Source organism: Methyloversatilis universalis FAM5 (assembly GCF_000214035.2).
GTDB lineage: Bacteria > Pseudomonadota > Gammaproteobacteria > Burkholderiales > Rhodocyclaceae > Methyloversatilis > Methyloversatilis universalis.
The window spans coordinates 136,736-152,247 of record NZ_AFHG01000048.1 but is presented as its reverse complement, the minus strand read 5'-3'; the positions used below and the strand labels follow the sequence as shown (position 1 = coordinate 152,247).

Sequence of the window (15,512 nt, the reverse complement as noted above, 5' to 3'; positions counted from 1 at the left end):
GATGATTTATAGCGCCGCAGCGCACCATAACTCAAGGCGACAAAAGACAATAATTCAATAACCTTGAGTTATCTCAACCGCGTCTTGCCAGATGACGGACCAGGGTTTCGATCAGCTGACGGGCGTGGAAGGGCTTGGAAATGAAATCGTCCATGCCCGCCTCGCGGCAGCGTTGCCTGTCTTCCTCAAGCGCGTTCGCGGTGATGGCGATGATGGGCGCGCGCTGCCAGTAGACATCGTCCAGTGCCCGGATGTGCCGCGTGGCTTCCAGGCCGTCCATGACCGGCATCTGCACGTCCATCAGCACCAGATCGAAGTGGCGGCCCCGGCAGGCCTCGACCGCCTGGGCGCCGTCGGTCGCCTGCGTGATGCGCACGCCGTGGCGGGACAGCAGACGCTTGAGCAGCACCTGGTTGACCGGCGTGTCCTCGGCGATCAGCACGTCGGCGTCCAGCGCCAGCACCTCGTTGTCCTCCGCCTGCGCCGGCGCCTGCGCGTCGCGGTTGCGCGCGGCCGGCAGCGGCAGTTCCACCTGGAACAGGGTGCCCTGCCCCGGTTCGCTCTGTACCGAAATGCGGCCCTTCATCAGATCGACCAGCCGCGACACGATGGACAGGCCCAGACCGGTACCGCCGTAATTGCGCGTGGTCGACGAATCGGCCTGCGAGAAGGGCGCGAACACCTGACCGAGCTTGTCGGCCGCGATGCCGATGCCGGTGTCGCGCACGGTGAGCAGCACCCGGCCATCAGCCGACGGCGCCAGCGTCACGGTCACGCCGCCGCGCTCGGTGAACTTGATGGCGTTGGACACCAGATTGGACAGCACCTGGCGCACCCGCAGCGGGTCGCCCATCACCTGCAGCGGCAGGCCGGGCTCAAGCCGGCTGTCCAGTGCGATGCCCTTGGCCGAGGCCTGGGCGGAAAACAGCGCCAGCGTGTCGGCAAACAGCGCGGGGAGGTCGAAATCCACCGATTCCAGGGTCATCTGCCCGGCATCCACCTTCGAGTAGTCGAGGATGTCGTTCAGGATGCCCATCAGGCTGTCGGCGGACGATTTCACCCAGCCCAGGCTTTCGCGCTGCTCATCGCTGAGCGGTCCGTCGAGCACCACGTCAGTCATGCCGATGATGCCGTTCATCGGGGTGCGTATTTCGTGGCTCATGGTGGCCAGGAAGGCCGCCTTGGCGCGGCTGGCCTTCTCGGCCTCTTCCTTGGCGCTGCGCAGTTCGTTCTCCGCCGTCCGGGCGGCGGTGATGTCCTCGCTCAGCCACAGCCGGCCTATGGTCTGGCCGTCACCGTCCCGCACCGCAAAGCCGCGCTGGGTCAGGATGCGGCCGTCCGCCAGATGCAGTTCGCGCACATGGTCGTCCGGCGCGAACACCGGATCGGAAGACGGCCCGGGCAGGCAGGCGCGGCAGCGCGCCTCCACGTCCGCCAGCCTGTCGAGGCCCTGACCGCCGGACGCAGGCAGCGCCCACACCCGCGCCAGATGTTCGTTCATGTAGAGCACGCGGCCATCACGGTCGGCCAGCAGCACCCCGATATCCATCGCCTCGAGCAGCGCCTCGAGGCGGCCATTTGCTTCGGATGCCTCGCGCGCCAGGCCGCGCTCCTTGTCGTGCAGCGCCTCCAGTTCGCCGATGCGCTCGCGTATCGCCGCCGACATCGCATTGAAGGCGCGCCCGAGCTGACCCACTTCGTCCTGGCCTTCGGCCACCGGATCCGGGGTGAGGCGCCCCTGTCCGACCGCCTCGGCCGCGCGGGTGAGGTGCACCAGCTGGCGGGTCAGCCACAGACCGAGCACGGTGAGCAGTGCAACCGACAGCAGCAGTTCGCCGCCGGCGATCGCCGCGCCCTGCAGCAGCAGCTGCCGGTTGGCGGCCTTCAGCGCCGACATGTCCAGACCGAAACGCAGCATGCCCAGCTGCTGCCCGGCCAGCGCGATCGGTGTGCCAAGGTCGTACACCGGCGGATCCTCTTCGCTGGCCAGATCGAAAACCGGGTCCAATTCAGGCAGCCGCGCGTGGCGGTCGATGCCGCTCGCCGCCACGACCTTGCCCTGGGTGTCCTGCAGCACCAGATACGCGATGCCGCGGCTGGACACGCTTTCGTCCAGCACCGCCTGCAGCGTGGCGTAGTCGCTCTGCGCCATCGGTGCCACCAGCGCCGCGTTCAGGATGGGCATGATCTGGCGCGCGTGCTCTTCCGCCTGCTCGGTCATGTTGGAGCGCTGCAGCCGTACGCTGTTGCTCACCAGCAGCGTGAGCATGACCGCCTCGACCAGCAGTGCGGCCAGCAGCAGACGCCCGCGCACCGAGCGCTTGAGGCCGAAACGGAAAATGTTCTTCACTGCAGGTCTTTACGGCGCATTCGTCGCTGTGGTCACTGCGCGGATTTTTTCAGCTGTTCCCGCACTTCGGCGGCGTAGGGCGCCATGACCTCGAGCTCTCCGGGGCCCAGCTTGCGGTAACCCTCGAGCTTGTAGCGCACGAAATAGTCGCGCCCTGCCGGCGACTCGGCGAAGGACCACAATGCAGCGTCGATCGCCGACGCCCGCGCGGATTCCGCCGGATTCAGCAGATAGACGCGGCCGGCCAGCGCCGGACTTTCCGCAAGAAAGCGCAGTTGGGCCTGCACGTCCGGCGTCAGGCCCTGGAAATTGGCCAGCGACATGGCGCCGGCCACCACTTCGCCGCTGATCAGCAGCTGGGCCACGCTGTCGGCGGCACTGACGAATCTCACCTGGGTAGCGGTGGCGCCATTGTCCGCCATCCAGTGCAGACCCCACAGCGTCACCAGCGAGGACGGACTGAGACCGGCCACCGGCTGGCCGGTCAGGTCGCGTGCGCTGCGCACCTTGCTGCCGGCAAGCGTCACCATCACCGCCCGGAACGGCGCCCTGTAGGTCAGCAGCGGACGGTAGCGGGCGTCGCTCTTGAGCAGTTCGGCCTGGTGGCCGGTGGTGATCACCAGGTCGTACTCGAGATTGAGCGCACGGCGGGCAAATTCGGTGAAATCCGGTGCGGTCATGATGCTGACCGGCGCCGACAGCGCCTTCTGCAGGTGCAGCCGCAGCGGCTGGTACATCTCGATGATGACGCGGGAGCTGGTGTGGGGTGCGACACCGATGCGCAGCGGACGCGCATCCTGTGCGGAAGCAGGCAGGCACAGCGCCCACAACGCCCCGAGCAGCAGACAGATTCGACCCAGCATGCGACTTTCACCCTTCCACGCAATACGACTGAACAGTTCCGATTATCGGTACAAAGCGTCCGTTCTTGAGATGAACGGCGCATGAAGAAACGTGACGCCCTGAGCAGGTTCAGACCGCCTGCAGCCAGTCGAACAGCGCGCCGAAGCAGGCGTCGGGACTGAACCGTGCGCGTGCGGCGGCGTGGGCGGCCGCGCCCAGCGCCCCACGACGCTCCGGATGATCGAGCAGGGACTGGCAGGCTGCGGCGAAGCCGGCCGGATCGTCCGCGCACAGAAAGGCGTGGCCGGCCAGATCTTCCAGCCCGCGCGCGCCCTCGCGCGTGGTGACCAGCGGCAGTCCGGCCGCCAGCGCCTCCACCGTCTTGATCTTCAGGCCGGAACCCCAGCGCACCGGATTGATCGCCACATCCATGCCGCACCACAGGTCGGCGATGTCCGGCACGAAGCCGCGCCGGACCACGCCGGGCGGCAGCGGATCGGCCACGCAGGCAGCGATGTGGCCGGCCAGATCGAGCCGTGCGCCTTTCAACCCGGGCCACACCCGGTCAAAGAACCACTGAAGGCCGTGCCGGTTGGCCACCCACTGACTGGCCGCATAGCCGATCACCCGGCTGTCCGGCCGCACCGGCTGCGCCGGCAGCAGCACCGGATGCGGCACGCACAGCGCCCGCTCGCCGAGCGCTGCCGCCACCCTCGAATGGTCGTCCGGCTGTATCAGCAGCACCCGGTCGTACTGACCCAGAAAGGCCATTTCCTGCGCGAACTCGAGCGGCTCCGGCACGTCGGCGCCTTCGCGCCGGCGCGCGGCCGCGTTGTCGCTGACCAGATCGTGGGTGTCCATCACCCGCCGCACCCCGGGCGGCACCGCGCGCCGCAGGAAGTCCAGCTGCAGCCGCGACAGCAGCACCACGTCGGGCGCGAGCTGCCGGCACAGCGACTGCATCGCGGCCAGCACGCCCGCCCGCTCCGGCCGGTCCACATTGCCGGCCGCCAGCCGGTAGCGGTGGGGCGCCGCCTCGACGCAGGCACGCGCGCTGTCCTCGGCGCGCTCCGGAAAGAACACGGTGAGATCGCACACCGCGGCCAGCGCCTCGATCAGCGCCGCGGTGCGGGTGGCTTCGCCGTTGCCCGGGCGCCAGTAGCGGCTGCGGGTGACGAAAAGCAGTTTCGGTCGGCTCATCGAGGGCGCGTCGGGAAGAGGGAAGGACGGAAGGTGAAGGGACGGATAGAATTCCGCTTTTACCCGATTCTGCAGGAGCTTCCATGCCCGCCTACCGTTCCCGTACCTCGACCCACGGCCGCAACATGGCCGGCGCCCGCGCGCTGTGGCGCGCCACCGGCATGAAGGACGGCGATTTCGGCAAGCCCATCATCGCCATCGCGAACAGCTTTACCCAGTTCGTGCCCGGCCACGTGCATCTGAAGGATCTCGGCCAGATGGTCGCGCGCGAGATCGAGAAGGCCGGCGGCGTGGCCAAGGAATTCAACACCATCGCGGTCGATGACGGCATCGCGATGGGCCACGGCGGCATGCTGTACTCGCTGCCCTCGCGCGACCTGATCGCGGACAGCGTCGAGTACATGGTGAACGCCCACTGCGCCGACGCCCTGGTGTGCATCTCGAACTGCGACAAGATCACCCCGGGCATGCTGATGGCCGCCATGCGGCTGAACATCCCGACCGTGTTCGTGTCCGGCGGCCCGATGGAAGCGGGCAAGGTGAACTGGGGCCAGAAAATCATCGCGGTCGATCTGGTGGACGCGATGGTGAAGGGCGCCGACACCAACTGTTCGGACGAGGAAGCCGAAGCCTACGAGCGCAGCGCGTGTCCGACCTGCGGCTCCTGCTCCGGCATGTTCACCGCCAATTCGATGAACTGCCTGACCGAGGCGCTGGGCCTGTCGCTGCCGGGCAACGGCTCGGTGCTCGCCACCCACGCCGACCGCAAGGCGCTGTTCCTGCGCGCCGGCCAGCTGGCGGTCGAACTGTGCCGCAAGTACTACGAAGGCGAAGACAGCTCGGTGCTGCCGCGCTCGATCGCCAGTTTCGAGGCCTTCGAGAACGCGATGGCGCTGGACGTGTCGATGGGCGGTTCCACCAATACCGTGCTGCACCTGCTGGCCGCCGCCAAGGAAGCCGGCGTGCACTTCACGATGGCCGACATCGACCGCATTTCGCGCAAGGTGCCCTGCCTGTCCAAGGTGGCGCCGGCCAAGTCCGACGTGCATATGGAAGACGTGCATCGCGCCGGCGGCATCATGGCCATTCTCGGCGAGCTGGACCGCGCCGGCCTGATCCACCGCCACCTGCCGACGGTGCACAGCGCCACGCTGGGCGAGGCGCTCGACAAGTACGACATCGTGCGCACCCAGGACGAAGCGATCCGCACCTTCTACCGCGCCGCGCCCGGCGGCATTCCGACCCAGGTCGCGTTCTCTCAGGACCGCCGCTATCCGGATCTGGATCTCGACCGCGAGAACGGCGTCATCCGCAACAAGGAACACGCTTTCAGCCAGGACGGCGGGCTGGCCGTGCTGTACGGCAACATCGCCGAGCGCGGCTGCATCGTGAAGACCGCCGGCGTCGATGACTCCATCCTGAAGTTCTCCGGCACCGCCAGGGTGTTCGAAAGCCAGGACGACGCAGTCGCCGGCATCCTCGGCGATCAGGTGAAGCCGGGCGAAGTGGTGGTGATCCGCTATGAAGGCCCGAAGGGCGGGCCGGGCATGCAGGAAATGCTGTACCCGACCACCTATCTGAAGTCCAAGGGTCTGGGCAAGGCCTGCGCGCTGCTGACCGACGGCCGCTTCTCCGGCGGCACCTCCGGTCTGTCTATCGGCCACGCGTCGCCGGAAGCGGCGCAGGGCGGCCTGATCGCCCTGGTCAAGGACGGCGACGTGATCGAGATCGACATTCCGAACCGCACCATCCACCTCGCGGTCGATGACGCCGAACTGGCGCACCGCCGCGAAGCGGAAGAGGACCGCGGCGCAGCCGCCTGGACGCCGCACGCACGCGAGCGCGTGGTGTCGACCGCGCTGCAGGCCTATGCGCTGATGACCACCAGCGCCGACACCGGCGCAGTGCGCGACCTGTCTCAGCTCAAGCGCGGCTGATACCGCACACCGCCCCAAGCACGACGGCCCGCAGCGATGCGGGCCGTTTTCGTTTCCGTCGTCCGGTCGCGGTCCGGGCCGTAGGCGATGCAGGCGCGCGTGATCCAAAGGCGCTGGGACGGTGCAATGTTGCGGGTGTATAAGGGGCACCTCTGTTTCCCCTGCCCGACGTCGCTGTGGCCGAACCGACCCCCTATTTCTTCAGCAGCATGCGCAGCTGGCTGCTTGGGCTGGTGCTGGCGTCTCTGCTGCCGCTGGCGCTGTTCGCCACTCATCTGCTGGTGGCACTGGGCGAACAGAGCCAGCGTGCCACCAAGGACAATCTGATCCAGCAGACCGAACTGGTGGCGCGGGCGCTGAACGAGCGCATGAGCCGCGCGATCGGCGCCCTGAGCGCGCTGGGACAGGACGATGCCTTCGTCAGCGGTGACCTCGAACGCGCGTACCGGCAGTCGCGCCGTCTGGTCGATGACAATCCGGATTTCCGCGCGGTGGTCCTGATAGACCGCGATGACCGCATGACCTTCTTCACCGCCCGCCCCTTCGGTGCGGAAATGCCCGCGGTCAGCGACCTGAAGGCGGTGCACGAGGTGTTCTCGACCGGCCGGCCGGTACTGTCCGGCGTGTTCAAGTCGCCGATCAGTGACCGGCACGTGGTCGCGATCGGCGTTCCGGTGCGGATCAACGGCGAAATCGCCTACTGTCTGCGGCTCATCCTGCTGGCTGACACACTGGCCCAGACAGTGCGCGAACAGGATCTTCCGGAGGACTGGATCGCCAGCACGCTCGACGCTTCGGGCATCGTGGTGACGCGCTCGCTCGGCGCGGAACAGTTCGTCGGCAAGGCGGCGTCGGAGGCGCTGGCCGCCGCCTCTCGCGAGAACCGCCGCAGCGTGTTCAAACGGATCACGACAGAGGGCATACCGGTCACCACCGCCATCAGACCGGTCGGCAACTGGGGCTGGGCTGTCGCCATCAGCGTGCCGGACGCCACGCTGTACGGCCCGCTGCACGATTCACTGACCAAGTTCGCGATCATCGGCGTGGTGTCGCTCGGGCTGGCCGTGAGCTTCGCGCTGTGGATATCGCGTTCGCTCGCCCGCCAGTTCGCGGCACTCGCCACTCCGGGCCACGGCACACAGCGCCTGCGGGTGGCCGAACTGCAATCGATACAGCGCCATATCGTCAGCACCGAACAGGAACGCCGCCGTTCGGACGAGGCGCTGGGATCGCTGTCCGAGGACTACCGGGCGGCCGAAGCGGAACTGCTGCAGGCGCGGCGAGATTCGCTGACCCGGCTGTACCGGCGCGAGGCCTTCGCGGCCGCCTACGGCCAGCTGCAGCAGAACCTGCCTGACGGTGACCGTGTCGCGCTCATGTTCCTGGACCTCGACAACTTCAAGGCAATCAACGACCTGCACGGCCACTGGCGGGGCGACGAGGTGCTGCGCGAGGTAGCCGGCCAGATCGGACAGAACCTGCGCGGTTCGGATCTGGCCGGGCGGCTCGGCGGCGACGAATTCGTGGTGGCGCTGGTGGCACCGGCGGACCAGGTCGAGGCGATCGCGGCCACGCTGGCGGAACGGCTGATCACGGCGATACAGTCGATCGACGCCGGGCTTGGCGCCAGCATAGGCATCGTGATCGCCGGCGCAGACAGCACGCTGCCGGCATTGCAGCGGCTGGCCGACGGCGCGATGTACCGCGCCAAGCACGCCGGCAAGGGTCGCTACTGCCTCATCCACGCCGAATCGACCGCGCCCGGACCCTGAGCGGGGGTCAGCCCCTCAGTCCGCGTCCGGGCGCAACGTGGCCGACACGCCGGCATAGCCGCGGAAGCCATCCAGCGCGACCACGTCCAGGCGTATCGCATGGTCACGGTGGGTACGCACCTCGATGCGGCCCAGCGGCTGCACACGGTCGAAACCGGCCCGCAAGCCGTTCAGATCGGGCGCGGCGCCCAGATACAGGTAATGACCGCCGGGCGGCCGCGCAGCCAGATCGCGGGTCAGCCGGTAGTGATCGCCGACGCGGCCGGTGGGGTTCCACATCGCCAGCCGCGACGACAGCGCCGGCGCGTAATAGAGCAGTTCGGCCGCCACGGTACGGCTGTCGGTCAGCGGATCCGCGTCCGGATGCCGGGCGAGCCAGTCCGCGGCCTGACGGCTGGCGTCCTGCCAGCCCTGCAGCCGACCGAAAGGATCGGCCCGGTAAGCCGGCTGCAGGCCGGACAGCCTGACCCAGCCCGGAAAATGCTGGATCACGGCCAGCAGCAGCACGGTGGTCGCCACCGTGACGCGCAGCGCCCGCTCGCGGGACTGTGCAGCCATCGCCCAGCCGGCCAGTGCGGCCAGCGGCACGAAGGCAAACATCGGCCAGTTCAGATTGGCGCGCGACAGCAGCGCCAGCAGTGCGAAGAACGCCAGCGGCACCGCACCCAGCGCGATCAGGCAATGAAGCGCCTGCCGCTGCGCCGGCGCGGCCGGGCGCAGCGTCGCAGCGGTGCCGGACAGCAGCACCCAGAAGCTGGCCGGACCGAAAGCCATCAGCTGCCCGGCCAGGAACAGCGCCAGCCCGCCCGGATGCACGCCGCTGCGATCTACCTGGGAAATTTCCGCCGTATGGGTGAAGGTAATGAAGGCATGCTGCGCATTCCACAGCAGGTTGGGCGAACAGACCGCCAGCGCAGCCAGCGCGGCCAGCCAGGGCCCGACCGTGCGCAGATGCCGACGGCCGTCCGCGGACAGCAGCAGATGGAGGGCCAGCGCGACCGGCAACAGCGCGAAGCTGTACTTCGCCAGCAGCCCGACACCCGACACCGCGCCCAGTCCCAGCCAGTTCGCGGCACGCGGGTCGCGCAGCACCGCCAGCGTGCGATGCACGAACAGCGCGCTGGCGAGCAGCAGCGGCGCATCGGTCGATACGAACAGGCCGTACAGTGCAGGCAGCGGGGCGAACACCAGCGCCAGTGCGCCATACAGCGCGGGCCGCGCCCCCAGCACCGGCTTCAGCCCGTGAAACAGTACCAGTGCCGCCAGCGCGTAGAGCAGACTGGCCATGCCCCGCACGCAGGCCTGACCCTCGCCGCACACCCGCACCGCACCGCCGATGAGCCAGGCCAGCAGTGGCGGCTTCGAGTAGTACCCTGCCGCCAGATCGCGCGCCCACACGACGTACTGCGCTTCATCGACGAACAGGTCGTGACCGTTCAGCAGCAGGGCGGCGACCCGCCACAGCAGCAGCAGGCCCAGCACGGCGACCAGCATGGAAGCCGGCGACCGCGCGCGCAGAACGCCGTTCAATCGGCCACGACCTGCGCCGCCGTGCGACCTGACGGCCGCTGGCCAAGCAGCCAGGCGTCGAAGACCCTGCACAGCCCGTAAACGATCCAGCCGGCGAACATGACGTCAGACAGGAAGTGGCCGCCCTGCATCATGCGGGCCAGACCGACCGCCGCGCCAGCCGCCACGCCCAGCATCATCAGACGACGTCGGTGGCTGGATGAAAGCCAGGCCAGGGCCATGAAACAGAAACCCACCATGGCGTGACCGCTGACGAAGGAACAGTTGCTGCCGCACTGGTCGGTCGGCCGCAGCGGCGGCGTGAAGGACAGCCGGCCGTCGAATTCGGCCAGCTGCACCGGACGCGCCCGATGCCAGTGGTCCTTGAGCGCGGTCGCGACCAGACCCGGCCCGGCCACCATGACCGCGAGCAGGAAGGCCAGTCGCGGCGTCCACGCCCGCCACGCGGTGCGCCGCGACAACCGGCAGGCGAAGAAGGCGATCAGCAGGCCCACGGTCACGCTCCAGCCGATCACGGGAATCGCCTGGTAGATGAAGCGGTTGATCCACAGCTCACGGCCGATGAACACATTGCGGCCGTAGGAATAGAACAGCCGGCTCAGTTCCAGATCGAGCTGAGGCAGCACCGTGAACAGCAGCACCGTCAGCAGGAGCAGCACGGCGTCGCGACGGGGCAGCCAGGCCGGCAGTCGGGACAGGCCGGGCGCGCAGGGGGGATGAGCAAACGGATGCATGACGCCAGATGATGGCGCCCCTTCCTTAAAAACCCGTGAAAGCTGCGCGCCGCTGCGGTTACACCCGCTTGCATCTGCTCACACCTGCCCGGCATGGGCTCCGATACTCTGAATCCTGTGCTGACCGCTCTTTTGAGTGGCCCGGACCAACCCTCCTTCTTGATTGCCCGCCCTCCCCGGCGGGCTTTTTTTTGCCCGCCGGGACGGCTCTCAGGCCAGCGCCAACGCCTCCGGCGCGTCCAGTTCGCCCGGCATGCGTTCGCGCAGCATGCCGTACAGCGCATCGAGATCAAGCACCGACACCAGCGGCTGCGCCGCGCCGGTGCTCACCAGCCGCTCCAGCCAGCGGAAGCGTCCGGCCATCATTTCAGGCATTGCACGGATGTCCTGTTCGCCGCATTCGATCACGCTGACCAGATCATCCACCCGCAGTCCGATGCGCCCCTGGCTGCATTGCGCCACCACCACGTGGCCACCCGTGCGCTCATCTCCGGCGCCCTGCAGGCCGAAGAAGGCACGCAGACTGATCACCGGCACGTGGGACGCCGCCTCGCCGTCGTCCATGGGCAGCACACCTGCGACCAGCCCCTCGCCGCTGCCGATGCGGCGTACGCGCGTGCTTTCGGCCGCCTCCAGCACGCGGTGGGCGGTGATCGCAAGCAGGCGGTCGTGCAGACGGAACACCGCGAATTCCTCGCCTTCGCCCGGGCGCAGCGCAGGGCTGTCGGCCGCGCCGTCGCTGCCGCGGTGCGCCGCTTCCGGCTCGGATGCCGGCAGAGCGATCGCCACCACGGCGAGCAGGTCGTTGCGGTAGTCGCCGGTGGTCTTGTATTCGCGATAGCCCGCGGACATCGCCACACCCGCCATGTGCGGCACACCGCCGAAATCGACAAGGGCATGGCGGCTCTCGCCCGGCGCCAGACTGGCGGCCAGCGCCCCCAGCGCCAGCGTGGCGCCGGCCGGCAGATCGTCACGGGTGCTGGCGACGACGCGGCCGTCGCGCTCGCAGAACGCGGCCCACACGCCTGCGCGGTCGGGCAGCAGTTCGCCCAGCATGGCGCGGAATTCGCGGTCCGACTCGAACACGATGCCGATGCCGCCCACCACCCGCGCCTCGTCGTGCGGCGCGCGGATGGCGGCGTGATAGACATAGGTCGGCCGGCCGCCGTGCAGCGACGTCGGCTCGAACGGCGACACCGCGTAGCGCTGGCTGTCGGGCAGCCGCAGCACCGCCTCGCGCATCCGCTCATCGAGCCGGGTACCCAGCACCGCATCGCCGTCGCCGGACAGCGCGCTGCAGGCCACGATGCGGCCTTCCGCGTCATGCACGAACAGGCGGTCATACACCGTGTAGAGGCGGTTGATGCCGTCCAGCAGCGGTCCGAGCATCCGCGGATCGCCACCGCCCGCCAGCGTCGCGCGCAGCGCAGGCGCCAGCGCCCACCAGCGGCAGTCGTTGGCGCGCTCGTACAGATTGCGGTCCATCACGTCGATCATCAGCCGGGACACGAACTGCAGATCCTGCAGCGTGGACGACGTGATGGTTTCGGACAGCGCGGCCAGCGCGCGCGAGAACACCGCGCGGGTCCGTTCACCGGTTTCGCTGATCTGCTGCAGCATGGATTTCAGCTTCAGCGCTTCGCCGCGCCGGCCACCGGCCATCACCTGACCGTTCCACACGACGCGGTTCAGCGCATCGCGTATCGCCCCGGCCTGACGTTCGATCGCGGCCAGTTCAGCGCACTGCAATCCGGCGTCCGGCACGGTGGCCCCGATGCGGAAGGCGTCGTCACGGAAGGCGAGGTCGGCCGGCACCATCACGTGTCCCCGCCAGCCCGGTCCGGCATAGCCCTGATAGCCGGTGGCCGGCCGGGTGCAGGCGATGTATTCACGGCCGCCAAACTCGGTCAGTGCGCCCTGCCGGTCACCGGCCACTTCAGGCATGCGACCCAGCGCGACATGGTCCGGATCGCTGCTGGCAATGACCCGGCCGGCGGCGTCCAGCAGCAGCATGACCGCCTTGTCCCGCGGGCGGCGGAAGGTGCGGAAGATGCCCGCCATTTCATCGTCGAAGCGGAAGGACAGGGCCAGCACGCCCAGCGTGCGGCCGTTCGTGCCGTCGATCCGCCGCGCATAGACCAGCGCCCGCTCACGGCCGGGCAACAGGGCACAGCGTCCGAAGCGCTCCACATGCGCGGGCGCGTTCAAGACCTCGGCCACCAGCGCGGCGTCGCCCTCCGGGGCTACGCCCTCGCCGATGGCCGCACACAGCCGCCCGTCGGGCGCGAGCACGCACACCGCGTCGTACACCGTGTACTTGCGGATGTATTCGTGCAGCCGCGCCTCGACCGCTTCGCGGGCCACCGCACCGCCCTCGAGAAAGGCACGCAGATCGCCGTCGGTCGCCAGGAAACCCACGTCGGCGGTCCGTTCGTACAGATTGCGCACCACCACATCAACCACCGCCTGGGCGCGCGCGCGCATCTGAAGTGCCACCTTGTCCGCGTTCTGCGCCGCCAGCGCGCGCACCAGTTCGCGTTCCAGCCGGCCGAAAGCTTCGCGGGTGCTGGCCATGGCCGGCAGGATGGTCTTGGCTTCGGCCGGGCACACCATCTTGGCGGTGGTTTCGATCAGCTGCCAGGTGAAACGCAGTTCAGCCAGTTCGCGCTCGCAGGCGAGCACGCCGCGCATGTGGGGAAGCAGGGATTCAGTCCAGGTCACCGGTCTCTCCGAGTAGTGGTTTACCCGGCTGAACGGCCTGCAACGGAACAAGTTAAGCGATTGATAAAAAATCACTTTCATGGTGCATGCGCGCACCATGGCGGCGCACGGAAAATACAGCTGAAGGGCTCGACGCCCCGTTCAGGCGCATGCACGGTCAACGAAAAGGGGGGCCTGAGCCCCCTTTCCGTTCAGCAGGCCGACCGCTGCGGGTCCGCCTGCGGCGTCACTCCTTGCCGATCTGCCACTTCTCTTCCGACTGCGAGGTGATTTCACCGGATTCGGTGTCCACTTCCAGCTTCACTTCCTTGCCGTCCGCGGTCCGGATGTCGAACTCATAGGAGCCCTTGCCGTCGGACTCGATCTCGTACTCGACCTCGACGATTTCGCCCGGCACCTTCTTCAGCGCGATTTCACGCGCAGCGGCTTCGGTCACCTTGGCACCCGCGAACTTCGGGTGGTCCTTCTTCACCTCTTCCTCGATCTCGGTCACCTTGCCGGTCTTGCCCGAGCATTCGACGTCCCAGGCCTTGCCGTCCGCGGCTTCGATATCGAATTCGTAGTTGTAGCCTTCGCCCCGCTCGTTCTTCAGTTCCACCTTCACCACCTGGCCCGGCTTCGCCTTGAGTGCGGCCTTCAGGCACTTGTCGAAACCGGCGGTGGTTTTGGGGAAGGTCGTGTCGGCCAGCGCGGGCGCGACGAGGCCGGCGGACAGCAGCAGGGATGCGAACAGGGCGGTTTTCTTCATGGCGTGGTCCTTGGACTTGAAATGGGGTCCGCGAATGTTGCAGCGCGGCATTCCAAGTCTAGCCCCCAGCCGGGAATTCTTCCCTTTCTCCGGTCGACGCGCTCTTCTCTCGGGAAAAATTCCCGGCTTTTACGGGAATCTTTCCCTGCTGCATCGCAGGATCGACCCCGTCCACTGCACTCAGTCGCGGCCGTGTCCATGCCCATGCCCCTTTCCATTTCCGTGCCCATTTCCGCGACCGCCGCGATCCGGCCGATCGTCATCCCTGTCGCCTCGGTAGCCGCCCCGCTCATCGCGCCATTCGCCCCGGTCGCGGTGATCGTCGTAGCGGGCTTCGCGGTAGCCGTGCCGTTCGCGGTAGCGCGGGACATACACATCGTTGTACCAGCGGTCCTGAACGAAATAGACCGGCCGGCCACAGGCTTCATAGCGGCCGCAGTACTTGCGCCAGTTCTTGGCGTGCCCCGGCGGCACGTGCATGTAGACCGGCGCCATCACCGGCCCCGGAACGATCACCACCGGCTGCGGATAGATCAGCTGCGGGCGCGGGTAGTAATCGCCGATGTCGATGTGGCCGTAGAACCCGGGCTGACCGATCGAGATCGACACCCCCACGTCCGCCGCCATCGCCGAGCCCGCCGTCGCGCTCAGAGCGAGCGCCATCATCAGTGCCTTCATCTTCTTCTCCTTAACGGGTGAGTCCTTCAACGCGCGAAGCGGCCGGACGTGCACCTGAAACCTGTAATCGGATGTTCCTGCGCTCAGGATGGCAGGCACGCGGAAGGCCGCCTGTAGGACGGGATGAAGTGCAGGCGTAGGCGCACGGCACAGTGCGCAACGAATGCTTCAGTTTGTGAAGACCCGGAAAGTGTTGAATTAGTCGCTATCGGCAGGCGCGACGCTGCCGGTACTGTGCGAACCAATCCGATAAAGCAGTGAAGGCACGCAATGAAAATCCGTTCCCTGTTCCGCCCGCTGGTCCTCGCAGGCATTGCGGCCTGCTCCACCGCCCAGGCTGCGCCGCTGCTGCTGAGCGACTACGCAGTGACCGGCCCGACGACCACGGTTCGTTTCGCCAACCTGACCCCGCGCCTGAACGGTCAGATGAACGCGGGCGGCTTCCGCTCTTCGGTGGCGGGATCGAGCGATCCGGCGCTGCAGAATTTCGTGTCCTGGTGCATCGACATCTTCCAGCCGGCCAAGCTGGGCACGACCGTGAATGACTACACCCAGCTCACGCTGGCACAGTACGGCTCGCTGTCGGCCGAGCGCGGCGCCATGCTGGGCAATCTGGCGTCCATCGCCTACGACCAGGCGCTGACCAGCAGCGTGTCGTCCGCCGCCTTCCAGCTCGCGGTGTGGGAAATCGTCAACGAGACCAGCCACAACCTCGACCTGTCGAAGAACACCTTCAAGGCCTGGGGCGCGACCGACGGTTCGATCGCGCTCGCCCAGCAATGGCTCAACAGCCTGCCGCAGCAGCAGAGCCGCTTCGGTTTCGACATCTTCGCGAGCGCCACCGCGCAGGACGTGATCCGCTTCTACGAACTGCCGAAGCCGCCGCTGGCCGCCGCCACCGCCGAATCGGTGCCGGAACCGGGTGCGCTGGCCCTGATCGCGCTGGCCGGCGTGGCAGCGTTTGCCACCCGCCGCCGTCGCGCGCTGCCGGTCTGAAAC

General features: G+C 67.8%; 11 protein-coding genes. 3 read left to right on the top strand and 8 right to left on the bottom strand.

The window, feature by feature from the left end; all coding sequences use genetic code 11:
* Positions 1-73: 73 nt before the first annotated feature.
* The 3 genes from METUNV1_RS09875 to METUNV1_RS09865 form a co-directional block, all read right to left on the bottom strand.
* Positions 74-2,350 carry a hybrid sensor histidine kinase/response regulator gene (locus METUNV1_RS09875; protein WP_008061265.1) on the bottom strand — a complete coding sequence of 759 codons (2,277 nt, stop codon included), beginning with the start codon at positions 2,348-2,350 and terminating at the stop codon, positions 74-76.
* 32 nt (positions 2,351-2,382) lie between these two features.
* Complete coding sequence (locus METUNV1_RS09870; protein ID WP_008061263.1) at positions 2,383-3,213, bottom strand: phosphate/phosphite/phosphonate ABC transporter substrate-binding protein; 831 nt, start codon at positions 3,211-3,213, stop codon at positions 2,383-2,385.
* Positions 3,214-3,322: 109 nt separating this feature from the next.
* Entirely contained in the window at positions 3,323-4,393 is a 1,071-nt protein-coding gene (locus tag METUNV1_RS09865; RefSeq protein ID WP_008061262.1) for a glycosyltransferase family 4 protein, read from the bottom strand.
* Positions 4,394-4,476: 83 nt separating this feature from the next.
* Between METUNV1_RS09865 and ilvD the strand changes: the two genes are divergently transcribed.
* Positions 4,477-6,330 carry a dihydroxy-acid dehydratase gene (gene ilvD / locus METUNV1_RS09860; protein WP_008061261.1) on the top strand — a complete coding sequence of 618 codons (1,854 nt, stop codon included), beginning with the start codon at positions 4,477-4,479 and terminating at the stop codon, positions 6,328-6,330.
* A 176-nt stretch (positions 6,331-6,506) separates the two neighbouring features.
* Complete coding sequence (locus METUNV1_RS09855; protein WP_008061260.1) at positions 6,507-8,102, top strand: sensor domain-containing diguanylate cyclase; 1,596 nt, start codon at positions 6,507-6,509, stop codon at positions 8,100-8,102.
* Positions 8,103-8,117: 15 nt separating this feature from the next.
* Here the strand turns inward: METUNV1_RS09855 and METUNV1_RS20105 are convergent, their stop codons facing one another.
* The 5 genes from METUNV1_RS20105 to METUNV1_RS09830 all read right to left on the bottom strand — a co-directional run bounded on the left by METUNV1_RS20105 (position 8,118) and on the right by METUNV1_RS09830 (position 14,513).
* Positions 8,118-9,596 carry a glycosyltransferase family 39 protein gene (locus tag METUNV1_RS20105; RefSeq protein ID WP_008061259.1) on the bottom strand — a complete coding sequence of 493 codons (1,479 nt, stop codon included), beginning with the start codon at positions 9,594-9,596 and terminating at the stop codon, positions 8,118-8,120.
* Positions 9,597-9,628: 32 nt separating this feature from the next.
* Complete coding sequence (locus METUNV1_RS09845; protein WP_157257873.1) at positions 9,629-10,291, bottom strand: phosphatase PAP2 family protein; 663 nt, start codon at positions 10,289-10,291, stop codon at positions 9,629-9,631.
* Between the two features lie 285 nt (positions 10,292-10,576).
* Entirely contained in the window at positions 10,577-13,087 is a 2,511-nt protein-coding gene (locus METUNV1_RS09840; RefSeq protein WP_008061257.1) for a chemotaxis protein CheW, read from the bottom strand.
* A gap of 226 nt (positions 13,088-13,313) precedes the next feature.
* Positions 13,314-13,835, bottom strand: a complete 522-nt coding sequence (locus tag METUNV1_RS09835) for a PepSY domain-containing protein (protein WP_008061256.1) — start codon at positions 13,833-13,835, stop codon at positions 13,314-13,316.
* Between the two features lie 180 nt (positions 13,836-14,015).
* The gene (locus METUNV1_RS09830; RefSeq protein ID WP_008061254.1) at positions 14,016-14,513 is read right to left on the bottom strand and encodes a hypothetical protein; all 498 of its coding nucleotides are present in this window, start codon (positions 14,511-14,513) and stop codon (positions 14,016-14,018) included.
* A gap of 270 nt (positions 14,514-14,783) precedes the next feature.
* Here METUNV1_RS09830 and METUNV1_RS09825 point away from each other — a divergent pair, with 270 nt between their 5' ends.
* Positions 14,784-15,509 (top strand): PEP-CTERM sorting domain-containing protein, encoded by a 726-nt coding sequence (locus METUNV1_RS09825; protein ID WP_008061253.1) that lies wholly within the window; start codon positions 14,784-14,786, stop codon positions 15,507-15,509.
* Positions 15,510-15,512: the final 3 nt, after the last annotated feature.